Origin of the sequence: Variovorax sp. Root411 (assembly GCF_001425205.1) — a bacterium.
Classification (GTDB): Bacteria; Pseudomonadota; Gammaproteobacteria; order Burkholderiales; family Burkholderiaceae_C; genus Variovorax.
The window spans coordinates 415692-428037 of sequence record NZ_LMDW01000001.1 but is presented as its reverse complement, the minus strand read 5'-3'; the positions used below and the strand labels follow the sequence as shown (position 1 = coordinate 428037).

General features: G+C 67.8%; 12 protein-coding genes. 8 read left to right on the top strand and 4 right to left on the bottom strand.

Annotated elements, in window-relative coordinates:
- The first annotated feature begins 132 nt into the window (after nucleotides 1–132).
- The 7 genes from ASC92_RS01900 (at nucleotide 133) to ASC92_RS01870 (ending at nucleotide 7732) form a co-directional block, all read left to right on the top strand.
- Entirely contained in the window at nucleotides 133–1152 is a 1020-nt protein-coding gene (locus tag ASC92_RS01900; protein WP_056509775.1) for a LacI family DNA-binding transcriptional regulator, read from the top strand.
- A 43-nt stretch (nucleotides 1153–1195) separates the two neighbouring features.
- On the top strand, nucleotides 1196–2206 hold the full coding sequence (locus tag ASC92_RS01895) for an ABC transporter substrate-binding protein (protein WP_056509773.1): 1011 nt from the start codon (nucleotides 1196–1198) through the stop codon (nucleotides 2204–2206).
- 262 nt (nucleotides 2207–2468) lie between these two features.
- Nucleotides 2469–3290, top strand: coding sequence for an ABC transporter permease (locus tag ASC92_RS01890; protein ID WP_056509770.1), 822 nt, complete (start codon nucleotides 2469–2471; stop codon nucleotides 3288–3290).
- Between the two features lie 13 nt (nucleotides 3291–3303).
- Nucleotides 3304–4104, top strand: coding sequence for an ABC transporter permease (locus tag ASC92_RS01885; protein ID WP_056509769.1), 801 nt, complete (start codon nucleotides 3304–3306; stop codon nucleotides 4102–4104).
- The gene (locus ASC92_RS01880) at nucleotides 4094–5155 is read left to right on the top strand and encodes an ABC transporter ATP-binding protein (protein ID WP_056509767.1); all 1062 of its coding nucleotides are present in this window, start codon (nucleotides 4094–4096) and stop codon (nucleotides 5153–5155) included. Before ASC92_RS01885 ends, ASC92_RS01880 begins: the two co-directional genes overlap by 11 nt.
- A complete protein-coding gene (locus tag ASC92_RS01875; RefSeq protein ID WP_056509765.1) occupies nucleotides 5152–6006 on the top strand; it encodes a phosphodiesterase in 855 nt (284 codons plus the stop codon). Before ASC92_RS01880 ends, ASC92_RS01875 begins: the two co-directional genes overlap by 4 nt.
- Nucleotides 6007–6070: 64 nt before the next feature.
- Nucleotides 6071–7732, top strand: coding sequence for a Na/Pi cotransporter family protein (locus ASC92_RS01870; protein WP_056509763.1), 1662 nt, complete (start codon nucleotides 6071–6073; stop codon nucleotides 7730–7732).
- A 4-nt stretch (nucleotides 7733–7736) separates the two neighbouring features.
- On the opposite strand, the gene ASC92_RS01865 is transcribed toward ASC92_RS01870, so the two are convergent.
- From ASC92_RS01865 to ASC92_RS01855, 3 genes are all read right to left on the bottom strand, one after another.
- Nucleotides 7737–8732, bottom strand: coding sequence for a bile acid:sodium symporter family protein (locus ASC92_RS01865; protein ID WP_056509760.1), 996 nt, complete (start codon nucleotides 8730–8732; stop codon nucleotides 7737–7739).
- A gap of 180 nt (nucleotides 8733–8912) precedes the next feature.
- Nucleotides 8913–9314 carry a response regulator gene (locus tag ASC92_RS01860; protein WP_056509759.1) on the bottom strand — a complete coding sequence of 134 codons (402 nt, stop codon included), beginning with the start codon at nucleotides 9312–9314 and terminating at the stop codon, nucleotides 8913–8915.
- Between the two features lie 111 nt (nucleotides 9315–9425).
- Nucleotides 9426–10409, bottom strand: a complete 984-nt coding sequence (locus ASC92_RS01855) for a quinone oxidoreductase family protein (RefSeq protein WP_056511766.1) — start codon at nucleotides 10407–10409, stop codon at nucleotides 9426–9428.
- A 108-nt stretch (nucleotides 10410–10517) separates the two neighbouring features.
- On the opposite strand from ASC92_RS01855, the gene ASC92_RS01850 reads away from it, so the two are divergent.
- Nucleotides 10518–11426: a DMT family transporter gene (locus tag ASC92_RS01850; protein ID WP_056511763.1), complete on the top strand. Its 909-nt coding sequence runs from the start codon at nucleotides 10518–10520 to the stop codon at nucleotides 11424–11426.
- 116 nt (nucleotides 11427–11542) lie between these two features.
- Here ASC92_RS01850 and ASC92_RS01845 read toward each other — a convergent pair whose 3' ends face one another.
- Nucleotides 11543–12337, bottom strand: a complete 795-nt coding sequence (locus ASC92_RS01845) for an SDR family oxidoreductase (protein WP_007835469.1) — start codon at nucleotides 12335–12337, stop codon at nucleotides 11543–11545.
- Nucleotides 12338–12346: the final 9 nt, after the last annotated feature.

Below are 12346 nucleotides of genomic sequence, written 5' to 3'. Positions count from 1 at the left end.
GGCCTACGGGCCCCTTCTTATTGGCGTCTGCCCTCTCGCGAAAGTCCGAGGGTTTCTCCCCGCTTTCTCGCGATGTCATAACAAAGTCATACTGCGACGGTCCAATGTAATCGATTACATGAACACCGCACAATGAGCATCCAAGCCGTTGCAGCCAAAGCCGGGGTCTCCGTGGCCACCGTGTCGCGGGCCTTCAACTTTCCCGACAAGGTGACGCCCGTCACCCGCGAACTCGTGGAGCGCGTGGCGCGGGAGCTCAACTATGTGCCGAACGCCAGCGCGCGCACGCTGCGCACCCAGCGCAGCCGCGTGCTCGGCGTGGTGCTCCCCACACTGCTCAACCCGACCTTCGCCGAGTGCCTGCAGGGCATCGCGCGCGCGGCCATTGCGGGTGGCTACGCGATCATTCCCGTCACCACGGGCTACCGGCTGGACGAGGAAGAGCGCGCGGTGCATCTTCTGCTCGCCGGCAACGTCGACGGACTGATCCTCGTGGTGTCGAACCCCTCGACATCGGCCGCGCTGCCGCGCCTCCAGGCCGCCCGCGTGCCTTATGTGCTGGCCTACAACCGCCATCCGGACCACCCCTGCGTGTCGGTCGACAGCGAGGGTGCCGTGGCCGATGCAGTCGCGCGCCTCGTGCTGCTGGGCCATCGCCGCATCGCGATGGTCAGCGGCACGCTCGCCGCGTCGGACCGCGCGCAGCAGCGCTATCGCGGCTACCGCAAGGGCATGGCCGAAGCCGGGCTTGCCGCGCCCGCGCTCATCGAAGTGCCCTTCGTCGAAGCCGCCGTCGACCCGCTATCGCGCCAATTGCAGGCACGCAGCCGTCCCACCGCGTTGATCTGCTCGAACGACCTGCTGGCCATCCGCAGCATCCGCGCAGCGCACTTGAGCGGCCTGGCGGTGCCCGACGATCTCAGCGTGGTCGGCTTCGACGGCATCGCGCTCGGCGAAGACCTCACGCCCGCGCTCACCACCATCGCGCAGCCCAACAGCGACATCGGCCGCCACAGCGTCGAGCTGCTGATCCCGGCCATCGCCGGGGGCGCGACGCTGCAGCCCGACGCGAGCCTGCTGCTTCCCCATGCCTTCCGAGACGGCGAGTCGTGTGCTTCGGCGCGCGAGGACAACAACGCCGCGATTCCCTGACCTCCCCTCGTTCTCCGACCACATCCATCCAAGGAGTCCCACCATGTCACTTCGCTTCAATCGCCTGGCTCGTCTCGGCATCGTGGCCGCCGCGCTCGCCGCCGGCAGCGCCATGGCCCAGACCGCCATTTGCTACAACTGCCCGACCGAATGGGCCGACTGGGGCACGCAGCTGAAGGCCATCAAGGCCAGGACCGGCATCACCGTGCCGGCCGACAACAAGAACTCGGGCCAGTCGCTCGCGCAGCTGGTCGCCGAAAAGGCCAGCCCCGTGGCCGACGTCACCTACCTCGGCGTGACCTTCGCGGTGCAGGCCGCGAAAGACGGCGTGGTCGAGCCCTACAAGCCCGCAGCGTGGAAAGACATTCCCGACGGCCTGAAGGACCCGGCCGGCAACTGGTTCACCATCCACTCGGGCACGCTCGGCTTCATGGTCAACGTCGACGCGCTCAAGGGCAAGCCGATCCCGAAGTCGTGGGCCGATCTGCTCAAGCCCGAGTACAAGGGCCTGATCGGCTATCTCGACCCGGCCTCGGCCTTCGTGGGCTACGTCGGCGCGGTGGCGGTGAACGAAGCGCGCGGCGGAACGCTCGACAACTTCAAGCCGGCCATCGACTACTTCAAGGCACTGCAGAAGAACGAGCCCATCGTGCCGAAGCAGACTTCGTACGCGCGCGTGCTGTCGGGCGAGATCGCGATCCTGCTGGACTACGACTTCAACGCCTACCGCGCCAAGTACAAGGACAAGGCCAACGTCGCCTTCGTGATCCCGAGCGAAGGCACGCTGGCCGTGCCCTACGTCATGAGCCTGGTCGCCAAGGCCCCGCACGCGGCCGACGCGAAGAAGGTGCTCGACTTCACGCTGTCCGACGAAGGCCAGGCGATCTGGGCCAAGGCCTACCTGCGGCCGGTGCGCGCGAGCGCCATGCCGAAGGACATCGAGGCGCAGTTCCTGCCGGCGAGCGAATACGCCCGGGCCAAGAGCGTGGACTACGGGCGGATGGCTGCCGCGCAGAAGGCCTTCTCTGATGAGTATCTGAAGGAAGTGCGCTAAGTCGGTCCGTTGTTCAGGGCGCGATCACGCCGACGGGGTGCCTTGCTCCGCGAATGTCCCCCGCTTCGCTCCTCCTTTATTTCGCTGCGCAAGGCACCCCGCCGTCGTGATCGTTTTGTGCACAGGGCGTCGGGTGCTCCCCGCAGCGAAATAAAGGAGGAGCGAAGCGGGGGACATTCGCGGAGGGGAGTACCCGGCGGCCTGTGCACGCGCCCTGAACGTTCCGTCCCGCGACCCAAACAACCCACGATGAAGAACTGAGATGAAGTCCGACACCTCTTGGAACCCACGCTGGCGCCTGCTGGCCTGCGTGGCACCCGCGGCCGCCTTCTTCGCGGCCTTCTGGCTGCTGCCGGTCGTGCGTCTTCTCACGCTGCCCGCCGACAAGGGCTGGTCCACCTACTTCGCGGTGCTGACAGATGCGCGCTACCTCACGAGCATGGCCAACACCGTCGCGCTCTCGGTGGCCGTGACGCTGGCCACGCTGGTGCTGGGCGCGGCCGTCGGCATCTATCTCGCGCGCCATGCCTTCATCGGCAAGCGCATGCTGCTGTCGCTGCTCACGCTGCCGCTGTCGTTCCCGGGCGTGATCATCGGCTTCTTTGTGATCCTGCTCGGCGGGCGGCAAGGCGTGGTGGCCGACCTCAGCGACAGCCTGTTCGGCGAACGCATCACCTTCGCCTACGGCCTGCTCGGGCTGTTCCTGGCGTACCTGTACTTCTCGCTGCCGCGCGCCATCGCAACCTACGCTGCAGCCGCAGAGTCGATGAACACGCAGCTCGAAGAAGCCGCGCGTTCACTCGGCGCCTCGCGGCTTCACGTGGCGCGTGACGTGTGGATGCCCGAGCTTGCACCTACCACGCTGGCCTGCGGCGCCATCCTCTTCGCCACCTCGATGGGCGCCTTCGGCACGGCCTTCACGCTGGCCAGCAAGTTCGAGGTGATCCCGATCACCATCTACAACGAGTTCACCAACTACGCCAACTTCGCGCTTGCCGCGTCGCTGTCGATCTCGCTGGGCATCGTGACCTGGCTGGTGCTGTTCGCGGCGCGCCGCTTTGGCGCGAATCCCGTCGCACGCTGAGGGCCCACGCACCATGCGAACCCATACCCAGGCCAAAGCGCCCTTCCTGCTCGCCGTCACGGTCATCGTGAGCCTTTTCATGATCGCGCCGATGCTGCTGTCGGTGATGGCCGGGCTGGTCAACAACTACAGCACCGGCCTCAAGAGCGGCCTCACGCTGCGCTGGCTCGGCGAGGTGTGGGAGAACTACGGCGGCACCGTCGGCTGGTCACTCGCACTGGCCGTGGCCTGCGTCATCGGCACCGTGCTGCTGGGCGTGCCCTGCGCCTATGCGCTGGCACGCAGCCGCTCGCGCGCGGCGCGCATCTTCGAGGAACTGCTGACGCTGCCGGTCGCGGTGCCGGGCCTTGCGACGGCGCTCGCTCTGATCCTCGCCTATGGCCAGCTCACGGCCTTTCGCCAGAGCTTCGCCTTCATTCTCGTGGGCCACATGGTGTTCACGCTGCCGTTCATGGTGCGCACCGTGAGCTCGGCCTTCCAGCGCGACGACCTGCTCGCGCTCGAGGAGGCCGCGCGCTCGCTGGGCGCGAACTTCCGCCAGCGCTTCATGGGCATCCTCGTGCCGGCGGTGTTCCCCGCCATCGTGGCCGGCAGCCTGATGGTGTTCACGCTGTCGGTGGGCGAATTCAACCTGACGTGGATGCTGCACACGCCGCTCACGCGCACGCTGCCCGTGGGCCTGGCCGACAGCTATGCCTCGATGCGCATCGAGATCGGATCGGCCTACACGCTGGTCTTCTTCGCCGTCATTCTTCCGGTGCTGTGGGCTCTGCAGTACCTTGCCAACCTGATGCAGAAACGCCATGGAACTTGAACGAATCCCCGTCGATATCGCCAACTGCGCGAAGACCTACGCCGACGGCACGCGCGGCCTGCAACCCACCGACCTGCATGTGGAAGCCGGCGAAGTGCTGGCGCTGCTCGGCCCCTCGGGCTGCGGCAAGACCACGCTGCTGCGGCTGATCGCCGGCCTCGAAGCGCCCGACGCGGGCAGCCGCATCGTGTTCGGCGGGCAGGACGTGACGCAGCGCCCCGTCGAGCACCGCGGCGTGGGCATGGTCTTCCAGAGCTACGCGCTCTTTCCGCAGATGACGGTCGCGGCCAACATCGGCTACGGGCTGCGCATTCGCGGCGTGGCGCCCGCTGAAGAAAAGCGCAGCGTCGGCGAGCTGGTCGACCTCGTGCGGCTCGGCGGACTGGAGAACAAGCGCCCCGCCGAGCTTTCCGGCGGCCAGCGCCAGCGGGTGGCCCTGGCACGCGCGGTGGCCGTGCGCCCGCGCGTGCTGCTGCTCGACGAGCCGCTGGCCGCGCTCGACGCCAAGCTCAAGGAGTCGCTGCGCGACGAACTGGCCGAGCTGCTGCGCCGCCTGCACATCACGGCCATCCACGTCACGCACGACCAGCAGGAGGCGCTGGCCATTGCCGACCGGCTCGCCGTGATGCGCGCCGGACGCATCGTGCAGGTGGGTCGCGGAGAAGACCTCTACCGCGCGCCCACGCATCCCTTCGTCGCCGAGTTCCTGGGCCGGGTCAACCGGCTGGAGCGCGAAGCCGACGCCATCGCGCAAGGCGTTGTCCGACTCGGAGGGTCAGCTGTGCCCTGCCCGCCGGCGTGGCGAGGCCATGCGACGCTGCTCGTGCGGCCCGAAGACATCGAGGTCGGTTCGCCCCTGCCAGGCTGGGGCGCCGCCACCGTCGAACGTCGCACCTTCCTCGGCGACCGCGTGCAGCTGCACCTGCGTGTTCAAGACCAGCCCGTGCTGATGGCCGACGTGGGGCGCGACAATCCATTCGGACCGGGCGACGCGGTGGGCCTGCGCATCCACCCCGACCGCCTGATGACGTCGCAGGAGACCAGCGCATGACAACCAAAGCAGAGAACACCTTCCTGGTCCAGCTGACCGACCTGCACATCCGCGAACCGGGCCGGCTGGCCTATGGCCGCATCGACACCGCGCCGTACCTCGAACGCGCCGTGCAGTCGGTGCTGGCGCTGCGCCAGCAGCCCGACGCGGTGGTCGTCACCGGCGACCTGACCGACTTCGGCCGCGCCGCCGAATACGAGCACCTTGCCCGCCTGCTGGCCCCCCTGGCCATGCCGGTCTACCTGATGCCCGGCAACCATGACGACCGCGACCAGTTGCGCCGCAGTTTTCCCGGCCACGGCTATCTCGGCACGGGCGCTGGCACCGACGGTTTCATCCAGTACTCGGTGCGCGTCGGCGACCTTCGGCTGCTCACGCTCGACACCTGCGTGTCCGGCGCCAGCCATGGCTCGCTGTGCGAGAAGCGCCTGGGCTGGCTCGAAGCGCAGCTGGACGCCTGCCGCGGCGAGCCCGTGGTGGTCGCCATGCACCACCCGCCTTTCGAGACACTGATCGGCCACATGGACGAGATCGGCCTGCTGCAGGGCGCGGACGCCCTCGAAGCCCTGATCTCGCGCCATCCAAACGTCGAACGCGTGATCTGCGGCCACCTGCACCGGGCCATCGACGTGCGCTTCGGCGGCACCATCGCCTCGACGTCGCCGGCGCAGGCCCACCAGGTCTGCCTCGACCTCGCGCCCGACGCCGAATCGGCCTGGACGCTCGAGCCGCCTTCTTTCCGGGTGCACGCCTGGTCCGCGCGTGGCCGCCGGCTGGTCACCCACCTGGCGGCCTCCGGCAGCTTCGAAGGGCCGTATCCTTTCCACGACAACGGAGCCCTGATCGACTGAAGCGCCCGCTTGTGGAAAATGGGGTCGAAACGAACCAAAACGAAAAGGACAGAACCCGCCCCCCATGAAGCATCTCCTGAATCTGCTCGCGGCCGTGGCCCTGCTCGTGTGGGGCACGCACCTCGTCCGCACCGGCGTACTGCGCGTGTTCGGCGCCAACCTGCGCAAGATCCTCGTCCAGAGCATGCGCAACCGCTTCACGGCCGCCCTCTCCGGCATCGGCGTGACGGCGCTGGTGCAGTCGAGCACCGCCACCTCGCTCATGACCTCGTCCTTCGTCGGGCAGGGCCTGGTTACGCTGCCCGCGGCGCTGGCGGTGATGCGGGGCGCCGACGTGGGCACTGCGCTGATCTCGGTGCTGTTCTCGGCGGACCTGTCGTGGCTCTCGCCGATGTTCATCTTCGTCGGCGTGGTGCTGTTCATCAGCCGCTCGGCCAGCATGGCGGGGCGCATCGGCCGGGTGCTGATCGGGCTCGGGCTGATGCTGCTGGCACTGCAGCTGGTGGTGGAAGCGACCGAGCCCCTGTTCTCCTCGCCGGCCGTGCGCGCACTGCTCGCGTCGATCAGCAGCGACGTGCTGCTCGAGATCACCGTCGGCGCGGTGCTGGCCATCCTGGCTTATTCGAGCCTCGCGGTGGTGCTGCTGGTCGCGGCCATGGCCACGTCGAACGTGGTGCCGCTCGACGTCGCGCTCGGCCTGGTGCTCGGCGCCAACCTCGGCAGCGGCCTGCTGGCGGTGCTGACCACGGCCAAGTCGGCCGTTTCGGTGCGGCAGGTGACGATCGGCAACCTGCTGTTCAAGGCGCTGGGCGTGGCGATCGTCGCGCCCTTCATCGGGCTGTGGATCCGCTACGTGCAGCCGGAGCTGCCGAACCAGACGCACGGCGTGGTGCTGTTCCACCTGGCGTTCAACGTGGTGATCAGCGTGGGGTTCATCGGCCTCACGCAGTGGGTCGCCAGGCTGGTGACGCGCGTCCTGCCGGTGCCGCAGCAGCCGGCCGGCACCACGCGGCCGCACCACCTCGATCCTTCGGCGCTGTCGACGCCGTCGCTCGCCATTTCCAACGCGGCGCGCGAAGCCCTGCACCAGGCCGACATCGTGGAGACCATGCTGATCGGCACGCTCGACGTGATCCGCCATAACGACCTGCGGCTGGCCCAGGAGCTGAGGCAGCTCGACGACACGGTGGACCAGCTGTACTCGGCCATCAAGTACTACATGACCCGCATCTCGCGCGAGGCGCTGGGCGAGGAAGAAAGCCGGCGCTGGACCGACATCATCAGCTTCACGATCAACATGGAGCAGATCGGCGACATCATCGAGCGCGTGATCATCGACGTGGAAGACAAGAAGATCAAACCGCAGCGCAACTTCTCGCAGGCCGGCATGGCGGAGATCGTCGAGCTGCACGGGCGGCTGGTGGCCAACCTGCGGCTGAGCATGAGCGTGTTCCTGAACGGCAACGTGCGCGACGCGCAGAAACTCCTGGAAGAGAAGGCGCGCTTTCGCGACCTGGAGCGGGCCTATGCGACGACCCACCTCGACCGGCTGTCGGACCGCACCACGCTGAGCATCGAGACGAGTTCGCTGCACATCGACCTGATCAGCGACCTGAAGCGCATCAACTCGCACATCTGCTCGATCGCGTACCCGATCCTGGAGTCGGCCGGGGCGCTGGCGCCCAGCCGGCTGCGGGAATCCCGGCTCGGGAAGATCGAGGGGTAGCGTCCTACTCGGCGGTCTTCAACAGGACCGTCTCGCGCCCTCGCCGCGCATACCGCTGCGCCAGCACGGCACACACCATCAGCTGCATCTGGTGGAACAGCATCAGCGGCAGCACGATCGCCCCCACCGCGTGGGAGGCGAACAGCACCTTTGCCATCGGTATCCCGCTTGCCAGGCTCTTCTTGGAGCCGCAGAACACGATCGTGATCTCGTCTCCCGTATCGAAACCCAGCTTGCGCGCCAGCAGGGTCGTGAGGCTCAGCGCCAGCCCCAGCACCACCGCGCACACCACGAGCAGCCCGACCAGCGCATGGGCAGGCACCTGCTTCCACAGGCCCTCGATCACGGCCGCGCTGAATGCCGTGTAGACGACCAGCAGGATCGAGCCCTGGTCCACGAACTTCAGCACCGCGGCGCGGCGCTGTATCCACTTGCCGATCCACGGCCGCAGCAGGTGCCCCAGCACGAACGGCGCCATCAGCTGCAGCAAAATGCGGCCGATCGAATCCAGCGACGACGTTGCATGGCCACCGCTCGGCAACACCACCAGATTGACCAGCACCGGCGTGATGAACACGCCCAGCAGGGTAGACGCCGACGCGCTGCAGATGGCGGCCGGCATGTTGCCCCGCGCCATGGCCGTGAACGCGATCGCCGATTGCACCGTGGCGGGCAGCACGCAGAGATAGAGCACGCCGGTGTAGAGCCCGGGCGTCACCAGCGGCGAGAGCAGCGGCTTGAGCGCCAGCCCGAGCATCGGAAACAGCACGAAGGTGCTGCCGAATACCAGCAGGTGCAGCCGCCAGTGCATGAGGCCGTTCATGATCGCCTCGCGCGACAGCTTGGCCCCGTGCAGGAAGAACAACAGGCCGATGGCAGCGCTCGTGAGCAACTCGAAGAGATGCCCCAGCTTCCCACTCGCGGGCAGCAGACTGGCAAGGGTAACGACCGAGAGCAGCGCGAAGGTGAAGTTGTCGGGAAGGAAGCGGGAGCGAGACATGGATGGAACCTGATGGCCCGCACGCCGCAAGCGCGCAGACCGACTCAGCAAGGGAATGTGTGATTTCCGCGCATGAATCTCGTCGCCACTTCGCGGAGCCCGGCGCGTGCTCCTCGCGCCCTGGGGGCGATTTTCGGCGAAGCCCGGCATTGCTGCCGACCGTCGAAAGAATGCCCTGCCTCAGTGTGCAGTCGGCGAACTGAACTGCGCCTGACGGCGGCGCAGGCAGTATTCCATCAGGTCCTCGATCTCGGTGGCCTTGTCGAAAACGGCATCGGCACCGAGCTGGGCGCATCTGCGCCGCATGTCGGGCGTGGCGAAGTTGCTGAGCACCACGATCTTCTGCCCCGGGCCGCGGTGGCGGCAGGCCTCGAGCACGCTGAAGCCGGTGCCGTCCTTCAGGAACAGGTCGACGATGGCCAGGTCCCATTGCGACAGGTTGCATGAGAGCCAGCGCGAGGCTTCCTCCTCCGACTCTGCTTCGCCCACAGGATCGACCCGCGCAACCTCGCGCAGCGCGCCCATGAGGTTCTTGCGGATGGTGGGGTTGTCTTCGACGATAAAGGTGCGAACGGTGGTCATGACGGCTTGCCTCTGCGCTGTACTCACAGCCTACAAACTGCACCCGGCACAAGTCGAAGGCATGACACCCCGCGCCGGGTAGGACAAGGCTGGCGCCCCGCGCCAGCGGATTCAGAGCGTCAGGATCGTGCAGCCGGTGGTCTTGCGCGCTTCCAGGTCACGGTGCGCCTGCTGCACGTCGGCCAGTGCATAGCGCTGTCCGATCGGAATTTTCACCGCGCCGCTGCGCACCACCGCGAACAGGTCGTCGGCCATCGCCTGCGTGCTTTCGCGCGTGGCCATGTGCGTGAAGAGCGTCGGCCGCGTCACGTAGAGCGAGCCCTTGGACGCCAGCGTGCCGAGGTTGATCGGCGGCACCGGGCCCGAGCCGTTGCCGAACACCGCCAGCAGGCCGAAGGGGCGCAGGCTGTCGATCGAGCCTTCGTAGGTGTCCTTGCCCACCGAGTCGTACGCCACCTTCACGCCCTTGCCGCCGGTGATCTCCTTCACGCGCGCCGCGAAGTTCTCGGTGCTGTAGTTGATGGCATGCGCCGCGCCATGTTCGAGCGCGAGCTTGCACTTGGCGTCGCTGCCGGCCGTGCCGATCAGCTGCAGGCCCAGCGCCTTGGCCCACTGGCAGGCGATCAGCCCGACGCCGCCGGCCGCCGCGTGGAACAGGATGAAGTCGCCGGCCTGCAGGCCTTCGGCCGGCAGCGTCTTCTTCAGCAGGTACTGCGCAGTCAGGCCTTTGAGCATCATGGCCGCGCCGGTCTCGAAGGAGATGTCGTCGGGCAGCCTGCAGACGCACTTGGCGGGCATCACGCGCAGCTCGCTGTAGGCGCCGGGCGGCTGGCTCGCGTAGGCGGCGCGGTCGCCGGCCTTCAGGTGCGCCACGCCCTCACCCACCGCCTCGACGATGCCCGACGCTTCCATGCCCAGCTGCAGCGGCAGCTGGAACGGGTAGAGCCCGCTGCGCTGATAGGTGTCGATGAAGTTCAGGCCCACGGCCTTGTGGCGGATGCGGATCTCGCCGGGGCCGGGCTCGCCGACTTCCACGTCGACGATCTTCAGTTCTTCGGGGCCGCCATGGCGGTCGATACGGACGGCTTTGCTCATCATCGTTGCAGTCTCCACGCACAGGAAAACAAGAGGGAGGGGCATCCTGCCATGTTTGGGTTTCCCGTGGCGGCGCGGGACATCATTGCCCGGGTAGAGTCGGCGGCCATGCAGACACAGCACCGGCGCCTTGCCCCTTCCACCGTCCTCCTGCTTGTCGTTCCTCCGCTGCTCTGGGCCGGCAATGCCGTGGTCGGCCGGCTGGTACGGGAGCTGGTTTCGCCGCTCACACTGAACTTCGTGCGCTGGGTCGTCGCGTTCGCGCTCCTGCTGCCGCTGGCCACGCCGGTGCTGCGCCGCGGCAGCCCGCTGTGGGCGCACTGGCAGCGCTACGCCGTGCTCGGGCTGCTCGGCATCGGCCTGTACAACGCCTTCCAGTACCTCGCACTGCAGACCTCCACGCCCATCAACGTCACGCTGGTCGGCTCCAGCCTGCCGCTGTGGATGCTCGCGGTGGGCACGCTGTTCTTCGGCGCACGCGTCAGCGCCCGCGAGATGTTCGGCGCGCTGCTGTCGATGGCGGGCGTGCTGCTGGTGCTCAGCCGCGGCGAGTGGCGGCAGCTGCTCGGGCTGCGGCTGGTGCCGGGCGACCTCTACATGATCCTGGGCACCATCGCCTGGGCCTTCTACAGCTGGCTGCTGGCACGCACGAACGAGCCCAGGGCCCTGCGGCAGGACTGGGCCGCGTTCCTGATAGCGCAACTGGTGTTCGGCCTCGCGTGGTCGGGCGCGCTGGCCGCCGGCGAATGGACGATGACGACCGCCCACATCGACCTGGGCTGGCCGCTCATTGCCGCGATGCTGTTCATCGGCATCGGCCCCGCGGTGGTGGCCTACCGCTGCTGGGGCACCGGCGTGCAGCGCGCGGGTCCGCAGGCGGCGAGCATCTTCCTGAACCTCACGCCGCTGTTCGCGGCAGTGCTTTCGGCAGCCTTCCTGCGCGAGCCGCCGCACTGGTATCACGGCGCGGCGTTCCTGCTGATCGTGGGCGGCATCGTGGTGTCGTCACGGCGCTGATTCAACAACGCCCCCTTCAAGCGAACACCGCGGAACCGGCTTCGCCGGACCGCTGGTGTTACCCCCGGAAGGGGGTGGGAGTAGCGACACGAAGTGCGCGAAGCCTGGGCGCGATCTCAATACGTGCCGGGGTAGGCGCCGCCGTCGGCCAGCACGTTCTGCCCCGTCATGTAGCCCGCCTGCATGCTGCAGAGAAAGGCACAGATGGCTCCGAACTCGGCCGGCGTGCCGAAGCGCCTGGCAGGAATGTTCTTCTTGCGGGCTTCCCACACGGTGTCGAAGTCCTGTCCCGACTTCTGCGCCGCGCCGGCCATCGTGCCCTTGAGGCGGTCGGTGTCGAAAGAGCCCGGCAGCAGGTTGTTGATGGTCACGCCCTGCGCCGCGATGGGCGTGCGCGCCACGCCGGCCACGAAGCCGGTCAGTCCGCTGCGCGCGCCGTTCGACAGGCCGAGGATGTCGATGGGCGACTTCACCGAGCTCGAGGTGATGTTGACGATGCGCCCGAAGCCGCGCTTGGCCATGCCGTCGACCGTGGCCTTGATGAGCTCGATGGGCGTCAGCATGTTCGCGTCGACCGCCTTGATCCAGGCCTCGCGGTCCCAGTTGCGGAAGTCGCCCGGCGGCGGGCCGCCCGCGTTGGTGACGACGATGTCGAAGTCGTGGCCGAGCGCGAACACGGCCGCGCGGCCGGCTTCGGTCGTGATGTCGGCTGCCACGTGCTTGACGAACGCAGCGCCCGATGCACCCGCCGCTTCGGCCAGCTTCTTCGCCGCCGCTTCCAGTGCCTCGGCACCGCGTGCCACGATCACCACGTTGACGCCTTCGCGCACCAGCGCTTCGGCACAGCCGTAGCCGAGGCCTTTGCTCGCGCCGCATACCAGCGCGGTCTTGCCTGCGATACCCAGATCCATGTTGTCGCT

What these genes read in the sequence shown, in the direction of transcription:
- ASC92_RS01900 (WP_056509775.1), top strand. Translation starts at nt 133, where the DNA reads ATGAGCATCCAAGCCGTTGCAGCCAAAGCCGGGGTCTCCGTGGCCACC.
- ASC92_RS01895 (WP_056509773.1), top strand. Translation starts at nt 1,196, where the DNA reads ATGTCACTTCGCTTCAATCGCCTGGCTCGTCTCGGCATCGTGGCCGCC.
- ASC92_RS01890 (WP_056509770.1), top strand. Translation starts at nt 2,469, where the DNA reads ATGAAGTCCGACACCTCTTGGAACCCACGCTGGCGCCTGCTGGCCTGC.
- ASC92_RS01885 (WP_056509769.1), top strand. Translation starts at nt 3,304, where the DNA reads ATGCGAACCCATACCCAGGCCAAAGCGCCCTTCCTGCTCGCCGTCACG.
- ASC92_RS01880 (WP_056509767.1), top strand. Translation starts at nt 4,094, where the DNA reads ATGGAACTTGAACGAATCCCCGTCGATATCGCCAACTGCGCGAAGACC.
- ASC92_RS01875 (WP_056509765.1), top strand. Translation starts at nt 5,152, where the DNA reads ATGACAACCAAAGCAGAGAACACCTTCCTGGTCCAGCTGACCGACCTG.
- ASC92_RS01870 (WP_056509763.1), top strand. Translation starts at nt 6,071, where the DNA reads ATGAAGCATCTCCTGAATCTGCTCGCGGCCGTGGCCCTGCTCGTGTGG.
- ASC92_RS01865 (WP_056509760.1), bottom strand. Translation starts at nt 8,732, where the DNA reads ATGTCTCGCTCCCGCTTCCTTCCCGACAACTTCACCTTCGCGCTGCTC.
- ASC92_RS01860 (WP_056509759.1), bottom strand. Translation starts at nt 9,314, where the DNA reads ATGACCACCGTTCGCACCTTTATCGTCGAAGACAACCCCACCATCCGC.
- ASC92_RS01855 (WP_056511766.1), bottom strand. Translation starts at nt 10,409, where the DNA reads ATGAGCAAAGCCGTCCGTATCGACCGCCATGGCGGCCCCGAAGAACTG.
- ASC92_RS01850 (WP_056511763.1), top strand. Translation starts at nt 10,518, where the DNA reads ATGCAGACACAGCACCGGCGCCTTGCCCCTTCCACCGTCCTCCTGCTT.
- ASC92_RS01845 (WP_007835469.1), bottom strand. Translation starts at nt 12,337, where the DNA reads ATGGATCTGGGTATCGCAGGCAAGACCGCGCTGGTATGCGGCGCGAGC.